At 39.6% G+C, this 18,164-nt stretch carries 18 protein-coding genes; 6 read left to right on the top strand and 12 right to left on the bottom strand.

Going from position 1 to position 18,164, the window contains the following annotated elements:
• Positions 1–68: 68 nt before the first annotated feature.
• The gene (dkgB, locus tag CQZ96_RS13275) at positions 69–881 is read right to left on the bottom strand and encodes a 2,5-didehydrogluconate reductase DkgB (protein ID WP_105713932.1); all 813 of its coding nucleotides are present in this window, start codon (positions 879–881) and stop codon (positions 69–71) included.
• A 123-nt stretch (positions 882–1,004) separates the two neighbouring features.
• Here dkgB and CQZ96_RS13270 point away from each other — a divergent pair, with 123 nt between their 5' ends.
• Positions 1,005–1,895: a LysR family transcriptional regulator gene (locus tag CQZ96_RS13270; protein WP_004718832.1), complete on the top strand. Its 891-nt coding sequence runs from the start codon at positions 1,005–1,007 to the stop codon at positions 1,893–1,895.
• Here the strand turns inward: CQZ96_RS13270 and CQZ96_RS13265 are convergent.
• On the bottom strand, positions 1,855–2,262 hold the full coding sequence (locus CQZ96_RS13265) for a hypothetical protein (protein ID WP_004718830.1): 408 nt from the start codon (positions 2,260–2,262) through the stop codon (positions 1,855–1,857). The genes CQZ96_RS13270 and CQZ96_RS13265 overlap by 41 nt on opposite strands.
• A 110-nt stretch (positions 2,263–2,372) precedes the next feature.
• Here CQZ96_RS13265 and CQZ96_RS13260 point away from each other — a divergent pair, with 110 nt between their 5' ends.
• Positions 2,373–3,809: a PLP-dependent aminotransferase family protein gene (locus CQZ96_RS13260; protein WP_004718828.1), complete on the top strand. Its 1,437-nt coding sequence runs from the start codon at positions 2,373–2,375 to the stop codon at positions 3,807–3,809.
• An 84-nt stretch (positions 3,810–3,893) separates the two neighbouring features.
• Here CQZ96_RS13260 and ahr read toward each other — a convergent pair whose 3' ends face one another.
• The 8 genes from ahr to CQZ96_RS13220 form a co-directional block, all read right to left on the bottom strand.
• A complete protein-coding gene (gene ahr, locus CQZ96_RS13255) occupies positions 3,894–4,916 on the bottom strand; it encodes an NADPH-dependent aldehyde reductase Ahr (protein ID WP_105713931.1) in 1,023 nt (340 codons plus the stop codon).
• A 31-nt stretch (positions 4,917–4,947) separates the two neighbouring features.
• Positions 4,948–5,502 (bottom strand): DNA-3-methyladenine glycosylase I, encoded by a 555-nt coding sequence (locus CQZ96_RS13250; RefSeq protein WP_004718824.1) that lies wholly within the window; start codon positions 5,500–5,502, stop codon positions 4,948–4,950.
• Positions 5,503–5,544: 42 nt separating this feature from the next.
• Complete coding sequence (locus tag CQZ96_RS13245) at positions 5,545–5,790, bottom strand: hypothetical protein (RefSeq protein ID WP_056517037.1); 246 nt, start codon at positions 5,788–5,790, stop codon at positions 5,545–5,547.
• A gap of 30 nt (positions 5,791–5,820) precedes the next feature.
• Complete coding sequence (locus tag CQZ96_RS13240; protein ID WP_004718822.1) at positions 5,821–6,369, bottom strand: M23 family metallopeptidase; 549 nt, start codon at positions 6,367–6,369, stop codon at positions 5,821–5,823.
• Positions 6,370–6,445: 76 nt separating this feature from the next.
• A complete protein-coding gene (gene mutY / locus CQZ96_RS13235; RefSeq protein ID WP_004818258.1) occupies positions 6,446–7,480 on the bottom strand; it encodes an A/G-specific adenine glycosylase in 1,035 nt (344 codons plus the stop codon).
• A gap of 134 nt (positions 7,481–7,614) precedes the next feature.
• Complete coding sequence (locus tag CQZ96_RS13230) at positions 7,615–7,983, bottom strand: HIT family protein (RefSeq protein ID WP_004718818.1); 369 nt, start codon at positions 7,981–7,983, stop codon at positions 7,615–7,617.
• Positions 7,984–8,046: 63 nt separating this feature from the next.
• The gene (locus CQZ96_RS13225) at positions 8,047–8,784 is read right to left on the bottom strand and encodes a dienelactone hydrolase family protein (protein WP_105713930.1); all 738 of its coding nucleotides are present in this window, start codon (positions 8,782–8,784) and stop codon (positions 8,047–8,049) included.
• Between the two features lie 183 nt (positions 8,785–8,967).
• Positions 8,968–9,126: a DUF1328 domain-containing protein gene (locus CQZ96_RS13220; RefSeq protein WP_004718815.1), complete on the bottom strand. Its 159-nt coding sequence runs from the start codon at positions 9,124–9,126 to the stop codon at positions 8,968–8,970.
• A 190-nt stretch (positions 9,127–9,316) separates the two neighbouring features.
• On the opposite strand from CQZ96_RS13220, the gene CQZ96_RS13215 reads away from it, so the two are divergent.
• From CQZ96_RS13215 to CQZ96_RS13200, 4 genes are all read left to right on the top strand, one after another.
• Positions 9,317–9,769, top strand: coding sequence for a YcgN family cysteine cluster protein (locus CQZ96_RS13215; protein WP_004718814.1), 453 nt, complete (start codon positions 9,317–9,319; stop codon positions 9,767–9,769).
• 82 nt (positions 9,770–9,851) lie between these two features.
• Positions 9,852–10,781: an alpha/beta hydrolase gene (locus CQZ96_RS13210; RefSeq protein WP_171287930.1), complete on the top strand. Its 930-nt coding sequence runs from the start codon at positions 9,852–9,854 to the stop codon at positions 10,779–10,781.
• A 70-nt stretch (positions 10,782–10,851) separates the two neighbouring features.
• Positions 10,852–12,126, top strand: coding sequence for a replication-associated recombination protein A (locus CQZ96_RS13205; RefSeq protein WP_004718810.1), 1,275 nt, complete (start codon positions 10,852–10,854; stop codon positions 12,124–12,126).
• Positions 12,127–12,270: 144 nt separating this feature from the next.
• A complete protein-coding gene (locus CQZ96_RS13200) occupies positions 12,271–14,619 on the top strand; it encodes a glycerophosphodiester phosphodiesterase family protein (protein WP_105713928.1) in 2,349 nt (782 codons plus the stop codon).
• 1 nt (position 14,620) lies between these two features.
• On the opposite strand, the gene CQZ96_RS13195 is transcribed toward CQZ96_RS13200, so the two are convergent.
• Both CQZ96_RS13195 and CQZ96_RS13190 read right to left on the bottom strand, forming a co-directional pair.
• Entirely contained in the window at positions 14,621–15,154 is a 534-nt protein-coding gene (locus CQZ96_RS13195) for a hypothetical protein (RefSeq protein ID WP_105713927.1), read from the bottom strand.
• A 300-nt stretch (positions 15,155–15,454) separates the two neighbouring features.
• Entirely contained in the window at positions 15,455–17,857 is a 2,403-nt protein-coding gene (locus tag CQZ96_RS13190) for a TonB-dependent receptor plug domain-containing protein (protein WP_105713926.1), read from the bottom strand.
• Positions 17,858–18,164 lie beyond the last annotated feature (307 nt).

Genomic DNA, 18,164 nt, shown 5'->3' with positions numbered 1-18,164 from the left:
CAACTTTACTCATCAAAGCCTGAGCCAAGATTTGCGCTGCTTTAAATCACTTTTACTCCAGCAGTGAATTAAACATCCCACTGAGGTGCTAAGTTTTCAGGATCAACCTCACGGCCATTACGTTCCAATTGCGCGATTAATTGCATTTCTTCAGCCGATAACTGAATCTCTTGTGCTTTTAAGTTGGAGATTAAGTTTTCACGTTTAGTCGATGACGGAATGACAGCAAAGCCTTTCTGCAATGCCCATGCCAATGCAATTTGAGCGCTAGAAGCCTGATGCTGTTTGGCAATTTCAGTTAATGTTGGGTCATTTAAAACTTTACCATACGCCAAAGTCATATAAGAGGTCACATCAATATTTTGTGACTGTAAAAAATTCACCAACTTATCATTTTGCAAATAAGGGCTAAGTTCAATTTGGTTGGTGGCAATATTTTCAAGTCCTACAGCAGCAATGGCTTGTTGCGATAAGTCGATATTGAAGTTTGAAATTCCAATATGTTCAGTTAAGCCCAGCTTTTTTGCTTCTAACAGGTTATGCATCATTTCTGCAACAGAAATTCCGAGACTTGGCGCTGGCCAGTGAATCAAGGTTAAGTTGACTGCATCAGTACCTAGTTTCTGTAAGCTGTCTTTAAGACTTGGAATAAGTTTGTCGGCTTGATAATGATCTGTCCATATCTTTGTTGTGATAAACAAATCATCACGATGGATATAGCTTTCTGCAATGGCCTGACCGACTTCTGCTTCGTTGCCATAGATTTGAGCAGTGTCTACAGCACGATAACCAACGTCTAAGGCTGTTTTGACCGAGTCAATCACAGCTTGTTCTGTTAAACGGAAAGTACCGACACCAAATTGAGGAACGATGTTTGTCATGCTGGATTTCACTTTATTTTCTGAGATTGAGTGTATTTTGCTACTTTAATTGTTGCGGAAAAATACAGGAATATGCAAAATATTATTGACTAGAAATCAACAATAAACAGAGCGCTGACAGCAATGAAATCTACACTCGAAGAATTACAGGCTTTTATTAATATTGTCGATAGTGGTTCGATTGTTGCAGCAGCAACGCATCTTGAACAAACCACTTCAGGTGTAAGTCGAGCCTTGCAACGACTTGAATCTAAACTGAATGTCACCTTATTAGAGCGGACAACACGTAAACTTAAGTTGACCCAAGAGGGGCAATTATTTTTAGCAAAAGCCCGAAAAATTGTGCATGACCTCAATGAAGCAGAAGATGCTTTATTAAAATCTGACAGTGATACATCTGGGCTGATTCGCGTGGATTCCGCGACACCTTTTGTATTACATGTGATTGCACCGTTGATGCAAGAGTTTTCTCAGTTGTATCCTGAGATAGAAATAGAGTTAAACAGTAACGATCAGATCATCGATTTATTAGAACATAAGACAGATGTTGCAATACGTTTTGGTGATCTTAATGATTCGAGCTTACATGCGCGTTTGTTGTGTAAAAGCCGATTATATATCGTTGCCAGTCCTGAATATTTAGCTACACATGGTTATCCAGCAACACCGCAAGATATTTTAAATCATACCCAAATTGGCTTTAGCAAAGTCAGCCGTTTAAATACTTGGCCGATTCGAGTCAATGGAGAAAGGCTTACTGTCAAACCAAAAATCAAAGCATCCAGTGGTGAAACTGTCCGTCAACTGTGTTTACGCGGGCATGGAATTGCGAGATTGTCTGAGTTTGAGATTTTAAAAGATATAAAGCAAGGACGCTTGATTGCTCTATTTGAAGATCAAATAGAGCTTTATGAGCAACACATCCATGCAGTGTATTATCAACAGGAACATTTACCAAAGCGTGTCCGTTTATTTATTGAGTTTTTAACGCAAAAGCTGTCAAAGTTTCGATAGTCTTTTGTGGTGGTAAATCCAGACTCAGTAAAGTTTGGCTACTGGGTTTTTGTGGATTGACCAATTGGATTTCAAAATGATCAGTTGCTGTCTGAAGACATTTAAACGTCAAGTCTTTTTGCACCGGGATATTAATCTTCATCCGTTGATCACTACTGGCATGGTAGCGGTAGTTTCGCACAGCTGCAGTCTGGTGTAAGGTGGGTTCTAGATGATCAAGCTGATACTCAGCTAAATTTTGTGTTTTTAAAAAGCCTTCAATCAAAGATTTACATACAAAATGTTGTTTCTGAGCAGCTTGATTGACCTGCTGAGGCTGGCAAGCAGTTAATCCAAAGACAATACTGATTAAAGCGATCGTTCTCATTTTTTTCTCCTTTCAAATCAATTTGTTTGTAAAAATTGGCTGTGAATGAAGCATAAATCTGTTAACTTTATAGATACAGATACAACAAATATTAAAATTTGAGTACAGATATGGCTTTTCAATATCAAACATTAGCACAACAAATTGCACAGAAAATTTATTGTGGAGAGTTGGCCGTTGGGCAACGTCTGAGCTCTTTGCGAAAATTTGCAGCATTGCAAAATATTAGTCTCAATACAGCAAAGAGTTGTTATGAATTGCTTGAAGCGCAAGGCTTGATTTACGTCAAAGAAAAGTCTGGCTATTTTGTTCAATCGCAGCAAAAAGCCCCACAGATTGCTGTACCTGACCATCCTGATTTTAAGTCGAGAGCGCGTGAGGTTTCAAATCTAGACTTACAAATTCAAATTCATGAAGCAGCAATCAATAATAAACTGATCCATTTAGGTTCGATTCAGTTATCGCCTAATTTAGTTCCTGTAGAGGCCTTACGCCGTTCAATACAACGTGCTTTAAAGCACAGTAAGCCAGAAGACTTTTTATATAATGACCGCCAAGGGCACCTTCAGTTAAGAGAGGCATTGTCAGCACATTGGGCTGAAGATGGTTTTTATATTGCCAAAGAAGATATTTATATCAGCAATGGTTGTATGCCGGCATTGTCTGTGATGATTCAAAGCCTTAGCCAAATCGGTGACAGTGTGATTGTACCCACGCCAAACTATAATGGTCAGTTGCAATTATTGGCGTTGCTCAAACGAAAAATTATTGAAATCCCTGCCAATACCGAAGGTTTTGATCTGGAGCGTTTAGAACAAGAGATGCAAAACTCAGGCGCAAAAGTCTGTTTATTAACCGCCAACTTTCAAAACCCTTTAGGCTTCTGTTTGACTAATGCCGAGAAAGAAAAAATCGCACAGCTGGCAGCGAAGTATCAGTGTTACGTGATTGAAGATGATATTTATGCTGAATGTAGCTTTAATGCCAAACGCCCTTTACCGATTAAATATTGGGATCAACAGGGCTATGTGGTTTATTGCGGATCGGTTTCCAAGTCGTTGTCGACCTCTTATCGAGTTGGTTGGTTCTGTTTGCCACAACGTTTACAGCACTTACATGCCAAGTTGATTTTACAAAATGTTTCGGTCAATACACCATTGCAGTTGGGGCTTGCCGATTTGATTTATAGCCGAGCCTATCGTCAGCATTTGAGTGAATTACGCCCTAAGTTGATGGCTCAAGTTGCGCAATATCTACAGTTTATTCAACATGCTTTTTATGGGGTAGAGATCCGTTTAAATCAACCGCAAGGAAGTTATGCCTTGTGGTTACAGTTCCCAGAGCAGATTGATAGCTTGGCGTTGTATTATTATGCACAGCAATACAGTATCAATATTGTACCAGGGATTATTTTTGGTGAGGATCACCGTTATAACAATTGTATTCGTTTAAATGCAGGGCATGAATTGTCTCAGGAAATTCAGGATGCAATTATGTTATTGGCAGATTGGGTAAGAGGTGAATTGTCAGCCAAGAGTGTGGCTTAAACTGATTTGTGAGCAAATGCATAGCCCGACAGCCTTATTCCATTCACGGTTCTTGATAAACCGTGATGGATGGTCAGACTTAAATTAGAAATCCGCTTTTAATACGATACGATAACGGGCTTTTCCAGAGTGAAGTCGCTCCAAAGCCTCATTAATTTTTGACATTGGATAAACTTCAATTTGTGGTGCAATGTTTTTGCGTGCGGCAAATTGTAATAATTGACGCAATGCAAAAGGGGAGCCTGTTGGTGAACCAGTCACTGATTTTGCACCGCCAATCAGTGCACCCGCTGGAATCGGCATCGGTTCGAGGACTAAACCTAGCATATGAATTGTGCCATTTGGCGCCAGTGTATTGAGATATGCTTTCCAGTCCAAACTCACATTTACCGTACAGAGCAATAAATCAAATTTGCCACGTTGTGCTTTTAAAGCATTGGCATCGCGACTATTGACCACATGGTCTGCACCCATCGCTTTAAGTTCATCTGTTTTATCCAAACTCGATGTAAAGGCAGTGATCTCACAACCCCACGCTTTGAGTATTTTAATGGCCATATGACCTAAGCCACCAATCCCAATGACACCAACATGGTGAACTGCTTGAATTTGATGTTTTAAGATTGGGTCAAAAACAGTGATACCACCACACAATAAAGGGCCAGCACTTTCAGGGTTTAAATCTTCAGGAAAAGGAATAATCCACTGCCAACCTGCACGGACCTTATCTGCAAATCCGCCTGCATGACCAACGATAGTTGCAACTGAACCCCCTGTGCAAAGCACTTGTTGACCACTAACACATGGATCACAGTGCTGACAACTTTCCGCAGTCCAACCGATACCGACACGTTGACCGACTTTTAATCCTTTCGCTTCTGAACCCAGCTGAGTGATGATACCGATAATTTCATGACCGCCAACCACTGGGAAAACTGAATTTCCCCATTCATTGTTAATCACTGAAACATCGGAATGGCATAAACCGCAATATTCAACTTTGACTTCGACCTGATGAGGCTGTAATTCACCTGCATCAAATTGATAGGGCACAAGTGCTGCACCTGCCTCTAAGGCAGCATAAGCATGAAACGTATTATTTGACATGTGAATCCTTCCTGTTTGCTCAGTTAAACTTTTAGCGGGATATACAATCATTTTCATGGTCATTGACCATACCCACTGCTTGCATAAAGGCATAGCAAGTGGTTGGACCAACAAATTTAAAACCATTCTTTTTTAACGCTTTGGAAAGCTTTTGACTGGTTTCGGTTTGTGCCGGTGCTAATTTATAATCAGGGACATCATTGAGTTGTACTTGCTGGTCGACGAAATCCCATAACCAGTTCACCATATCGATGTCTTGAGCTTTCATGTTTTGCCATGCAATGGCATTGTCACGAATTGCCGTTAATTTCCCGATATGGCGAATCAGCCCAGCATCCTGACATTTTAGTGCAAGCTCTTGTTCAGTAAAATTGGCGATGGTTTGAATCGGGTGGTTAAAAAATTGGGCGCGGTAGCTTTCACGCTTTTTTAAAACAGTAATCCAAGATAAACCTGCTTGTTGCCCCTCTAGGCAAAGCATTTCAAATAAATGCTGTTCATCTCGATTGGATTTACCCCACTCTTGATCATGATATTCAATATAAATAGGATCATCTGAACACCAACCACAGCGTTTATTTGCCATAAAAGATCTACCATTGTTCTGATTGATTTAAGTTTTAATTGTCTAAAGTTTAAATTCGACCCATTGATCTTGTTTGTTGTCCCAATAGGAAAGTTGCGCATGTTGTAAATCTTTAAAATTTACCCAAATATCTTTACCCGCTTTGTCTGCAAAGCCAGTACTGATCATTAATGCTTCATCGGTGATTTCCATAATCCAGCCTTGATGATTTTGTCCATTGAGGGCAATTTTTTGTTGATTGCCTGATTCTGCAAATTCAACTAAACGCTCAAGCAATGCTTCTGACATGGAATATTCCTAAATTGATTCAATCTAAAATTAACGTAAATAAGGGTAGGGGTTGACTGCACCTTGGCCTTTACCTCTTAAGTATAGTCCATAGTGCAAATGCGGTGCAGTATGTCGTGCATTTCCAGTATTGCCCACATAGCCGATTAACTGACCTTTTTTAACGTAATCGCCTTCTTGTAGACCACGTTTGTGATCGTTTAGATGAGCATAATAGTGATAAACACCACCTGGTCCGATGAGCCAAATCACTTTACCCCCCAGATTATTGCTCTTTAAGCTGGCAATCACACCTTCAGTACTACTATAAACTTTGGTTCCACGTGAAGCCATGATGTCAATTCCTTCATGTGCTCGCCCAGCACTGCGAGATGCACCCCAAGTATCTGTGAGGTTTTGTGGTTTTACTCCATCTACAGGAATTGCCAATCGGGTTGGCATTGACATTGCTTTTAGGCGGTTAATTTGAGCTTGTGGAAGCTGTGGCTTAGATGAGCTTGGCTTTTTAGGTGCAGTAGTACATGCAGTTAAAATAATGGCAAGCAAGGCCATCAAGCAATATTGGATGCTACGTGACACGAGAAATCCTTTTTTTCAAGTTTCAAAAGGGCAAATTAAAATTGAAATATGCTTAGAATACCCGTGTCTGACTATGTCATATTTTTACTGCTGAGATCAATTTTTTCATGGCTGTAGGGATACCCATTTGTGTAGCTTTTTGTGGTGTTAACCATTCGCCCCCAAGTTCAGCCTGAAGATATTCTTTTTGGTCTGATTCAACTCGAACAATATGCGCATTTAAAATCCATGTGAAATGGGTAAAGCTATGCGAGATTTGGACAGGTTCAACAGTTGAAATAAGTTTTAGACTTTGACAAAGCTGTTGAAACGCGAGCTCATTTTCAAAAATCGGTAAACTCCATAAGCCTCCCCATAAACCACTGTTAGGACGCTGCTCCCATAACCATTGTTGATCTGACTCAATTAATAACACTGTGGCTGTTCTAACGGGAACAGGCTTTTTAGCTTTCTTATAAGGCAGTTCAGTTTCTAGCCCTTGTTGATGGGCTTGGCAATGTTGTTGCATAGGGCAGTATAAGCAGAGTGGCTTTTTGGGCGTGCAAATGGTTGCACCCAAATCCATAATTGCTTGGGTATAGTCATGGTTGCGTTCAGTTGGGCATAAACTTTCCGCCAGTTGCCACATGGCTCGTTCATGGATGGGTTTACTCAGGTCATCTTCAATGGCAAAGAAACGGGCCAAAACACGTTTTACATTGCCATCCATAATGACGCCATATTGGCGTAAGCCAAGCGACATCAGTGCGCCACCAGTAGAGCGACCAATACCTGAAAGTTCCACCCATTGTTCTAAGCTTTGTGGGAAATGCCCTTGCTGGCTGACCACGCCTGCTGCTTTATGCAAATTGCGTGCACGGGCGTAGTAGCCTAATCCTGCCCAATAGGGGGCAACATCATCCCATGAGGCTTTACCCAAATCATCGACAGTCGGAAAGCGTTGGATAAATTTATCAAAATATTGCAGTACAGTTTTGACTTGTGTTTGTTGCAACATAATCTCAGACACCCAAACTTTGTATGGATCATCAGCCACTTGCCACGGTAAATCATGGCGCCCGTGTTGATCAAACCAAGTCAATAGCGCATCTGAAAATGAAAATTGCGACATAACAATCTAGCGTAAAAATTGGATGCTCAGTATAACCAAGATAAATTTATTGCGGAAAATTATCTTAAACTTGAGCAGCAATCTGCATAAAAAAAGACGCCAAGGCGTCTTTTCAAATGCGTTGTAGCCACAACTCAGTTTTCGTTGATGATACCCCAACGCTTATCGAGTTTAAGCGGTTCGTTTTTATAACGTGGGATAATGTGAATATGGAAATGTTCACTTTGATCTTCACCAAACACATGACCATCATTAAAGGCGATATGGAAACCTTCAGGTTGATGGCGGATCTTAAGCTCGTTACGTGCCAGTTCCAATAAAGAGGAAAGGCTTTTACGTTCTTTCTCTGAAACCTCAAAAAAAGAAGCAATATGGCGCAAAGGAATAATCACTGAATGACCTTTAGACAAAGGGTTGTGTTCAGGCAAAATTGCACCAAATTCATTTTTATCAATGATATCAAATTCTTCAAAGTCACAATAAGGACATACTTTTTCAGTCATTTCTAATCCCTCGTTTTGTTGTCTTAATCAACGTAGAACATATTTTAATTAAGCCAGAGTAGGTTAAGCCAAGGTGCGATCTAATAAATCGTACATTGCTGCTAATCCGGCTTTTTCTGCTTCGGCGTTATAACCTAGATCTACGCCATTGGCTTTTGCTTTTTCATCTGCTTGTGGGTTACTAAAGCCATGTTTAGCATCTTTCAGGATGATCACTTCAGATTTTACCTGAGCATGCTGCATTTCTTGTTTAAACGATTCGACATCTGCCAAAGACACCATGCTGTCTTTTTCACCATGTAGCACTAAAACTTGCGCTTTAAATTTTTCTGCTTCCGCTGCTTTTTGCGCAGATAAATTTGCATGGAAAGTAATCGCAGCTTTTAAGTCAGCACCTGAGCGTGCCAAATCTAATATCACTTTACCACCATAACAGAATCCAATCGCAGCTAAACGCGTTGCATCGACTTCTGGTTGTGCTGCTAAAGCAGCCAAAGCCGCAGCTGAACGCTCAACAATGGTCTGCTCATGTTGGAAGGTTTGCATCATCCACTCATGGGCTTGAGTCGCAACAGCCGTGGTTTTTTTATCGCCATACATATCAATTGCCAGCGCAGCAAAACCATGTTGTGCCAACTCTCGAGCACGTTGTTCAGAATACTCATTTCGGCCCCACCATTCTGGACCAACAATCACACCTGCAACTGGTTGTGCGGATTCAGGCGCAGCAAAATAACCGATTAAAGTTGTTCCATCTTTTGCTTGATATTGAATTTCACGAGTTTTGATTGCAAGAGTCATCTGTTAATCCTTGTGTATCGGCGAGAATGAGATTGATTAAAGCATAAATATATAAGATTCAAATGACTAAATTTCGAATATTTACAATAGAAATGTGAAAATTTATGAATGAAAAAGGTCGTTTTCAAATGAAAAAGAGAAGAACCAAGGTTCTTCTCTTTTATGAAAATTGATCAGGAAAAGCTAAACTTTTCCTCTCGAAATAAAACCAACAATCGCGAGGATTACCGCGACAACGAGAAGAATGACTGCGAAGTCTTTAGACATTCCCGCAACACCACCAAAACCAAATAAACTTGCGATTAAGGCGATCACAGCGAAAATAATTGCCCAACGAAACATAAGATTCATCTCCATATTTTTTGTTATGTCTTTTCAGTATAGGCAGAAAAATCTGAGGGACTTGTGAAGTTGTGTTTAAAAAGTGTGATTAATAAAGCAATATGTAAAGGTTTGTTCTGTTTTAAATTTTCTAATTTCTGCTTATATACTGATATAATTATTTCGCCTTAAATGACTTTAATGTTATGCCATGACCTTTGAGATCCGCCCCCAGTTTTGGAAGAATTATACACTGTCTGAGTTAAATCCGACCGAGTGGGAAGCGTTGTGCGATGGTTGTGGGCTGTGCTGTTTGGTAAAATTAGAAGATGATGACACACATGAAATAGCCTATACCAAAGTGTCTTGTAAACTCCTCGATTGTACTACCGCGCAGTGTTCTGACTATCCTAATCGTTTAGATTATGTACCTGACTGTATTCAATTAAGCCCTGAAAAATTAGCCAATATTCATTGGTTGCCTTCAAGTTGTGCTTATCGTCGGGTGAATGAAGGTAAAAATTTACCGGCATGGCACTATCTGATCACAGGCTCAAGAAGCAATGTGATTAAGGCTAGAAAATCTGCTGCTGGGCGTTGTATCTCCGAAACAGAAGTCAATGAAGAAGAAATTGATGAATACATTGTAAGATGGGTGCGGTAAATCATTTGAATCAATTATGAATTGATAATCATTATCGAATAGTAATATGATAGGCAAACTCTTCAGTTTGATGTGTTTTAAAATGTTTGCTTTATCTTGGTTATTCAAAAAAAGTGCATTCTGTTTATGTGCAATCAGCCTGAGTTTCGGTATTCACTGCAATGTTTATGCAAAACCAGATTTGCAAGCTTTAGGGCCAAATATTGCGGAGCAAGGCTCCAGTTATTATCAATTTCAAGTAAAAAATTTTCAATCCGTAGATCAACAACGGCATTATAAAGTTTGGGTCGGTATTCCTAAACATATTAATAAAAATAAGATCTTACCTGCTGTTTACATGTTAGATGGCAACTCTGCTATGGCGCGTTTAGATGAGTCACTGTTAAAAAAACTATCCGAACAAGACAGCCCCGTGTTGGTGGCTATAGGCTATCAAACCCAGTTACCGTTTGAGTCCGCTTCACGGTCTGTAGACTACACACCTGCTGATGAATCTGGAAAAGTGGCGGCTGACCCACGCAATCCTGAACGTATGGCAGGCGGAAGTGCACAATTTAGACAGGTGCTGTTTGAAAAAATTATGCCGTGGGTCAATACGCAAGTAAAACTGGATAAGCAACGTACCGCATTATGGGGACATTCTTATGGTGGTTTATTTGTTTTAGATACCCTTTTAAATAGTCAAAGCATAGATAATAAGTTTTCACACTATTTTTCAGCCAGTCCATCTCTCACATGGGCAGATTCTCGATTACTCAAAGCCGTTGAAAAAGCCCCACCTGAGCAATTAAAAAATAAAAAATTATGGGTGATGGAAGGTGACATTATTCAGTCTACAACTGGACCAATCAGCCCAAATGCAGATCGGGACATGATTCAAAATAACCGTCAATTGGTTTTAGATTTGGCCACTAAAGGCGTAGATGGCAAATTAATGCTTTATCCACATCTTAGTCATGGTCAAGTATTTCAGGCCTCATTAATGGATGTTTTGCAGAATCGATTATTTTAAAGCTGAAAGTGCAATATTGATGATTTTCCATAGTAGACTAAGGACAGCATTCATCAATTAAAAAAGCAGTATGTCAGACACTCAAATTCCGCTTCCAGAACGTTTACGTCCACGTGATTTGTCTGAAATTATTGGGCAAGATCATTTACTCGGTGTCGCAGCACCACTCCGTCAAATGATTGATCAAGGGCATTTACCCTCGATTATTTTTTGGGGGCCGCCTGGTGTTGGAAAAACCACCATCGCATTGTTATTGGCTCAAGCAGTCGATCGTACATTTATTAGCTTATCTGCCTTAAATACAGGGGTAAAAGAGCTCCGTGAGGTGATTGCTGACAGCGGTGATTTATTAACACCGGTGGTGTTTATTGATGAAATTCATCGTTTTAATAAGTCGCAACAAGATGCCTTATTGAATGCGGTTGAAAAAGGCAAAATTACCCTGATCGGTGCGACCACTGAAAACCCTTCATTTGAAGTCAACAGTGCTTTGCTGTCTCGTTGTCAGGTGTATACCTTAAATGGATTAAGTAATGAGGCGATTCAAGAACTCATTTTACGCGCGATTCAACAAGATAAATTTTTAAAAGACCGCCATATCCAGATTGAAGAATTTGATGCATTGGTTCAATTTGCTGCGGGTGATGCACGTAAGGCACTTAATTTAATCGATCTAATTGCCAGTACCTTTGAGTCCGATATTGAAAATATTGTGACCAATGCGATCGTGGTCAAAGTTGCGCAACAGAATATTGCACGCTATGACAAATCAGGTGAGCAGCATTATGATCTTGTGTCTGCGTTTATTAAATCTATTCGAGGTAGTGATCCTGATGCAACGTTGTATTGGATGGCACGTATGCTTAAAGGCGGTGAAGATCCGGTTTTTATCGCTCGTCGTATGTTGATCGCTGCTTCAGAAGATATTGGTAACTCAAATCCAAATGCCTTGCTTTTAGCGGGCGAATGTTTCCGCTCGGTTCAAGCGATAGGCATGCCTGAGTGTCGAATTATTTTAGGCCAATGCGCAGTTTATCTGGCAACCAGTGCAAAGAGTAACAGCACTTATTTGGCGATCAATAAAGCCTTAGAACTTGCAGAAAAAACGTCCAACCTACCTGTGCCACTCCATTTACGTAATGCACCGACCAAGCTTATGAAACAACAAGGCTATGGTGTGGATTATCTTTATCCTCATAACTACCCTGAAAACTTTGTGCTACAGGAATATTTACCACCTGAATTGAAAGGCACAAAATTATATGAGTCTGCTCGTAATAAGCGTGAAGTTGAAGGTGAGCGTTTACAGCAACGTCGTTGGCAACAAGAACAGCAGCAACAGTAGTTGTGAAGTTTATTTGCTTAGGCATCTTTTAAATAGATGTTCTATTTTATATAAAGGTTTAAAATATCGGCAAAATTTAAATTAGGCTGACATCATTTTAGAAATACGCTTGATCAAAGTGCTTCTAAATGGTTTAGAAATTTTATGAAATTATCCGTTTTATCTTTTGCTGTTTTAATTTCTTTGCCGATGTTGAGCCATGCTGAGCTTGCAAGTAAAATTTCGACCCAAAATCAGCCTAAACTTGCTTCGCAGCAGCTTAAAACACTTTATCAACAAAGTTTTGTTCAGCAAAAAACAATTCCTCAAGGCTGGCGTATTCCTGGCAACAATGCGGGCAATGTCTATGTTGAGAATGGGATGCTTCATATTGATGGTCGAGCAAATTCAGCCAGTCCGACCTCAATTTTATTACCGCAAAATCTTGAAAAACAGCAAAATTATCGCATTGATCTCGAATTTACTTTAGACCAAGCTGTCAATAACTCGCGTTGGGGCAGTGTGATTTATGATGTCACAGAAACTCAGGGGGTGATTCCAAGCAGTTATTATCAATTTACCCTCAGAACAGACACCACTGCAAAAAATGGTACGGAGTTTGGTCGGCATAAAAGTAACGGGCAGTGGGAGGTCTCTGAAACGAAAGCGTTTTCGGAGAACATCAAAGCAAATCAATGGTATAAAGCCAGCATTGTGGTCTCTGGACAACGCGTACAGCATTATTTAAATCATCAGTTGATGCAAGATGTAGAACTTGACCAAGGATCTGCCAAAGGTGGCATCGGGCTTTCAGCAACAGGCCTAGTCTTAAAAGTTAAAAATATTCAAGTCTCTGAACAAACCAGTGCGTTGCCAGACTTAGCCAATAAAGTCACTCAAGTGCAAGAAATTCAAACTAATGTTGGTTTGGCACCGACGCTGATTCAAAAAGTTAAAACTACCAGCAGTCCATTAAATTCCACCAATCAGTTATATTATCAATTAGATGCCAATTTAAACTTGCTTGATCAGACAGGGCAGGTGGTTGAAACATTACAACAATATTTATCCAATCCACAGCGCAATACCATTCCTGTTTTAGAAATCAAAGATCCCAAAAGCATTGAAGCCTTAAAATTACTCTCTAAATCTCACGATATGAGCGATATTACTGTATTGTCCAAAAGTGATGATTTACTCAAGTCTGCGCATCAAATTGTACCTACGCTTCGAACAGCATTAGATTTAAGTCACGAAAATTTAAAGGAGAGTCATGTTGGTTTTTCTGAAATTATGCGTCGTACTAATCAGGCCTATGCACGCATCGTGGTTCTTCCGCATCGCCTTGCCAACAAATCGAGTGTCAGCTTTATTCAGCGTCATTTAATGACAGTATGGGTTGATACACCAGCATATGATCCGCAGGATGTTGCCAGTATTTTGACTTCAGGTGTGAATGGGATTATTACAACGCAAAGTACGCTATTTGCCAGTGTCTTAAAACAATTTCCAAAAAACACTTTATTGCGTAAACCCTTTATTATTGGGCATCGTGGTGTACCTAGTTTAGAAGATGAAAATACCTTAGAAAGTGCAAAACATGCAGTTGCTTTGGGTGCAGATATTGTTGAAAACGATATTTATTTAACCAAAGACCAGCATCTTGTGGTGATGCATGATGCAACAGTGGATCGCACTACGCGTTCAACAGGTAAAATTGAAGAAATGAGCCTTGCGCAGGTTCAGCAATTAAAATCTAAAAACAAAGCTTATCCAATACCGACCCTTGCAGAATATTTCACTACATTTAAGCACAATCCAAACTTTGTATTGATGATCGAAATGAAAAGTGCCAATCCAGCATTGGTTGCAAAAATGCAGGATGAAATTAAAAAGTACCAAGTTGAAAATCAAGTCGTCACGACCTCATTTAATGCAGATCAAGTTGCGCGTGCACAGTCACAATTGTCTGAGATACCCCGAGGGTTATTGGTTGGAAGCATGCCCAATAGTCGCAATACTTTAATTGCCGCCAAACAAATCAATGCCGATGTTCAGAAATATAATTCAACGTATAACCCTGCTTATCGTGCTGATTTGATCAATCTTTTAGAAACGACCAAGCACCGTGGAATCAGTTTTTGGCCTTGGGCATTGAATGATGAAACATTTAAAAAATTATATATTGCAGGGACCTACGGAATAACCACCAATTCTGCACAACTTTATGCGAAATACATCGTTGATATTCAAGCACCCAAAAATGTCAAAGTAAAAGTTGAACAGCCGGTATTACTCAATGCGCAATTGGTTCAGCAAGATGGCGTGAAGCTCAATCAGCAACTCAGTAATTTTGTCGTTTTATCAGGTTCTGCAAAACATGAGATTAAAAATGGTCAGTTGAGTTTCTCTGAAAAGGGCACCGCATATGTTTTGGCTGGTTATAAATATCAGATCGATGCACAAAACTTCTATCAAATCTTTTCAGCCCCTATAAAAGTCATCATCCAATAGCTTATTTTATGGCATCTGTTTGAAATGGAAGTTCCACATCTTTGGGGAAATTTGGAAAAAGTGTAAACAGCATCTGAGGATTATTCTTTAGTCCTTCACCGTCCAGATAGGTCCATTGATGTGATTGTAGTGGACGAATGGCGACCATAAATGAGGGTGATGCTGCTTGAATTTGACCCGCAACTTTCATGGTGATGGTTTTGGGTACAAAGCAAATTTCTTCACGATCTACGATATAGCTATAAAGTGGCAGCTTTGATTGTACATTGACAATTTCTACCTGTGATTTGGCAAGCAGATTTTGAGCGTATTGAAGCAGCTGCTGATAAGCTTCTGCACCACCAACATAATTGATCAGAGATGGATGGGTTTTTTGTTGCATAAATGAATAATCATTTTTCTTTAAATCTTGTCCTAATTGATCTAAGTCAGACGCAATAATTTTAGGATAATCTTGCTGACAGCTTAACTCTTCCGCCTGTGCAGGATTTAAAATGATCAAGAATAAAATGACAGCATAAATTGTTTTTATCATGTTGGATTAAATCTGAATATCGTTTGTTTTGAGTATATAAGTTTCTTAAAAAAAGTTCATCAGCAATCCAAAGCTTACCGATACTCGCTGATCCAACAGGAAATTTTGTAACTAGTCTCTGTTCATCTCTGAAAAGTTAGGTAGCGTCTACGCAAATTGATTTAATTAAAATTATGAATGAAGAAAAATTATATTCTAGTGTATGTGTTTCTAAACAGGTTGAGGATATACCCAATAACGATACACATAAAAAAACCGAGTCATTCAACTCGGTTTGAAGCCCTTGGTTAACTTTAACCTCTACCACTTATAATTAATTTTGCCGTAATAGAACGCACCATTAAAGCCAAACGGTGAGAACTGGCTGTATTGCAAACTTCCACCAGTAGGTTTGTTGATGTCATAAACATCTTTATCAGGATAAACATTGGTAATGTTGTCTCCCCCAACAGTAAATTTCCAATTGTTTAATTGGTATGTCAGTGCTAAATCCAACAGCCATTTTGCAGAAAATTTCTGATCACTGGCAGCACCTGAGTTACTGTAAGTTTCGAAGCTTCCATAACGTGTGATATTGGTATTGATACCAAAATTTCCAATTTTATAATCATTGGCTAAACTGAATTTATGTTCAGGTGTGCTTCCGGCCAATAAACCATATTGTTCACGACGATCCAAACGGGTGAGGTTGACACCCAAGGCATTTAAAATCTCAGGGTTTTTATCGACATCGGTGACTTTATTGCGATTAAAATTATAAGCCAAAGATGTGGTTAACTCGCCATAAGGCAGGTTTTGCCATTGGTAATTGGCAACTAAATCTACACCACGAGTGCGGGTATTACTGGCATTATTAAAGAAACGAACCGTGCTGAAATTGGTATCGGTAATCCCTTTAGATACTAAATAAGCGCGAACAGCGGGGCTGCTGGCATTGATATTTGAAGATAAGCTAATGCGGTCATCAATATCAATTTGGTAGGCATCCAAAGTCACATATAGGTTTTTAGTCGGGGTAAATACCAAGCCAAGGCTATAGTTCTTTGATTTTTCAGCTTTTAAGTCTTCTGCGCCGAGCAATTGTGCAACTTGTGAAGAACTTGGAAATGTTCCAGCCTCAACAAACTGTCCATTGACCAATTGCGAAGAAGTTTGGGTGAAATATTGTTGTGCCAGACTCGGTGCGCGAAAGCCTGTAGAAACTGAGCCACGTACCGCAACTTGAGGTAAAAGTTTATAACGTAATGAAAGAGATGCATTATTGGTGTCCCCAAAGTCATCATATTTCTCATAACGATAGGCTGTAGATGCTGAAAGTTTTTGGGTAATATCTGTTTCTAAATCAAGATATCCAGCATAACTGTCACGTGTCCATTTCCCGGCATCTGCTTGACGAAAGCCTGATAAACCTGAAGAACCACTTTTATAATAAGAGGCAGGATTGCCTGCTTTGATTTGATATTGTTGATTTAAATACTGAGCACCAAACGCGACATTTAATGGACTTGCAAAAGCAGAGATCTCAAATTCTTTTGACAGATCAATATTATAAACAGCTTGAGTATTCTTTAACTGTCCATTATGGAATGAATTTGGTGTTGAACCTGTATCTTTGTATAGATCGACATTGATGGTTTTTGTATTTACATCATATTGGTTTAAGCCATAATTGGCTGAAACATCATAGCGCCAATCTGCGACTTCCCCACGTAAGCCTGCAACGGCACTAAAGTCATCTAATTGACCGCGAATCAGCGGTAAATAACCATTTGGAAATAATGCAGGTACATTGTTCGAGGCATTACTCAAACGATAGAACCCAGCAGTTTCTGCATTACGATGGCTATAGGTTGAAAAACCATATAATTCAACAGTATCACTAAGGTCAAAACCAGCATTAACAGAAGCTTTTACTTCATCTGATTTTGGATCACCAAAACGAAAAGTTCTTTGTCCGTATGTAGTGGCGTTTGGATCACGAAGGTCTAAACCTGCGCGATTGGTTGCTTCATTGTCCTGCCATTCACCAGAAAAAATGGCATAACCATAATTGCCCAGTTGAGTACCGCCCGAAACATAGGATTGTTTTTGTTCACCATCACCTTTGCCATAAATACCGTAGCGAATACCTGCATCACCTGTTTTAGGATCAGACTTTAAGATAATGTTGACGACACCAGCAATTGCATCTGAACCATAGCGAGCAGACGCACCTTCTCTAAGTACTTCAATACGGCTGATGGCAGAAATCGGAATGGCATTTAAATCGGTCGGTGCTGAACCGCGTCCAATGGTGCCCCCAAGGTTAATAAATGCCCCTGTATGGCGACGTTTGCCATTCACTAAAACCAAAACTTGATCAGGAGAAAGCCCTTTTAGTTGCACTGGGCGAACGAGTTCTGTTCCATCGACAACGGTTGGACGAGGAAAGTTAATCGAGGGGATAATTTTAGCCAGCGCCGTACCTAACTCACTTGAACCTGTACGTTCTGTCAATTCCGCTGCACTAATCACATCAATCGGTTGTAAGGAATCTGTTTTAGAACGTTTTAGCGAACGTGTACCTGTGACAACAATGGTATCAAGTTTTTTAACTTCTTGGGTGGCTGGAATCTGTTCCGCAGCGTATGCATGTGGATACAGAAATGTAAAAACTAAGCTGGCGGTCAGGCTTAATGAATATCGTTTTGATAATGTACGCATAACTCTATTTTGTAGCTCTTTTTGTAACGGTTTGTTGTGATCATAGTGAGCTTGAGATTATTTAGAAAACAACTTTTAAAAATATAAATAGAATAAAATCTGCAAAGTGTATGGTTATTTAAAGTGTTCTCAGTTTAGAAATCTAGATTTTATCATGCGATGTTTTATGGGAAGTTTGATACACAATCTTTTGAAATTATTGATAAAGCGTATGATTTTGATTGGCTCAGTGATGAGGCGATGATATTGAATTAAGTTGATGAAATATAGTGATGATCAACAATTTACATCAGCAAAAGCTGGGTTT

The organism is Acinetobacter sp. MYb10, from assembly GCF_002980175.2.
GTDB classification, from domain to species: Bacteria; Pseudomonadota; Gammaproteobacteria; order Pseudomonadales; family Moraxellaceae; genus Acinetobacter; species Acinetobacter guillouiae.
Note: the sequence above shows the minus strand (reverse complement) of the source record. Positions and strands in the feature narration are given on the sequence as shown.

Bases quoted from the DNA above. Each gene is read 5' to 3' on its own strand.
- dkgB (WP_105713932.1), bottom strand. From the start codon at position 881: ATGACAAACATCGTTCCTCAATTTGGTGTCGGTACTTTCCGTTTAACA.
- CQZ96_RS13270 (WP_004718832.1), top strand. From the start codon at position 1,005: ATGAAATCTACACTCGAAGAATTACAGGCTTTTATTAATATTGTCGAT.
- CQZ96_RS13265 (WP_004718830.1), bottom strand. From the start codon at position 2,262: ATGAGAACGATCGCTTTAATCAGTATTGTCTTTGGATTAACTGCTTGC.
- CQZ96_RS13260 (WP_004718828.1), top strand. From the start codon at position 2,373: ATGGCTTTTCAATATCAAACATTAGCACAACAAATTGCACAGAAAATT.
- ahr (WP_105713931.1), bottom strand. From the start codon at position 4,916: ATGTCAAATAATACGTTTCATGCTTATGCTGCCTTAGAGGCAGGTGCA.
- CQZ96_RS13250 (WP_004718824.1), bottom strand. From the start codon at position 5,502: ATGGCAAATAAACGCTGTGGTTGGTGTTCAGATGATCCTATTTATATT.
- CQZ96_RS13245 (WP_056517037.1), bottom strand. From the start codon at position 5,790: ATGTCAGAAGCATTGCTTGAGCGTTTAGTTGAATTTGCAGAATCAGGC.
- mutY (WP_004818258.1), bottom strand. From the start codon at position 7,480: ATGTCGCAATTTTCATTTTCAGATGCGCTATTGACTTGGTTTGATCAA.
- CQZ96_RS13230 (WP_004718818.1), bottom strand. From the start codon at position 7,983: ATGACTGAAAAAGTATGTCCTTATTGTGACTTTGAAGAATTTGATATC.
- CQZ96_RS13225 (WP_105713930.1), bottom strand. From the start codon at position 8,784: ATGACTCTTGCAATCAAAACTCGTGAAATTCAATATCAAGCAAAAGAT.
- CQZ96_RS13220 (WP_004718815.1), bottom strand. From the start codon at position 9,126: ATGTTTCGTTGGGCAATTATTTTCGCTGTGATCGCCTTAATCGCAAGT.
- CQZ96_RS13215 (WP_004718814.1), top strand. From the start codon at position 9,317: ATGACCTTTGAGATCCGCCCCCAGTTTTGGAAGAATTATACACTGTCT.
- CQZ96_RS13210 (WP_171287930.1), top strand. From the start codon at position 9,852: ATGTTTGCTTTATCTTGGTTATTCAAAAAAAGTGCATTCTGTTTATGT.
- CQZ96_RS13205 (WP_004718810.1), top strand. From the start codon at position 10,852: ATGTCAGACACTCAAATTCCGCTTCCAGAACGTTTACGTCCACGTGAT.
- CQZ96_RS13200 (WP_105713928.1), top strand. From the start codon at position 12,271: ATGAAATTATCCGTTTTATCTTTTGCTGTTTTAATTTCTTTGCCGATG.
- CQZ96_RS13195 (WP_105713927.1), bottom strand. From the start codon at position 15,154: ATGATAAAAACAATTTATGCTGTCATTTTATTCTTGATCATTTTAAAT.
- CQZ96_RS13190 (WP_105713926.1), bottom strand. From the start codon at position 17,857: ATGCGTACATTATCAAAACGATATTCATTAAGCCTGACCGCCAGCTTA.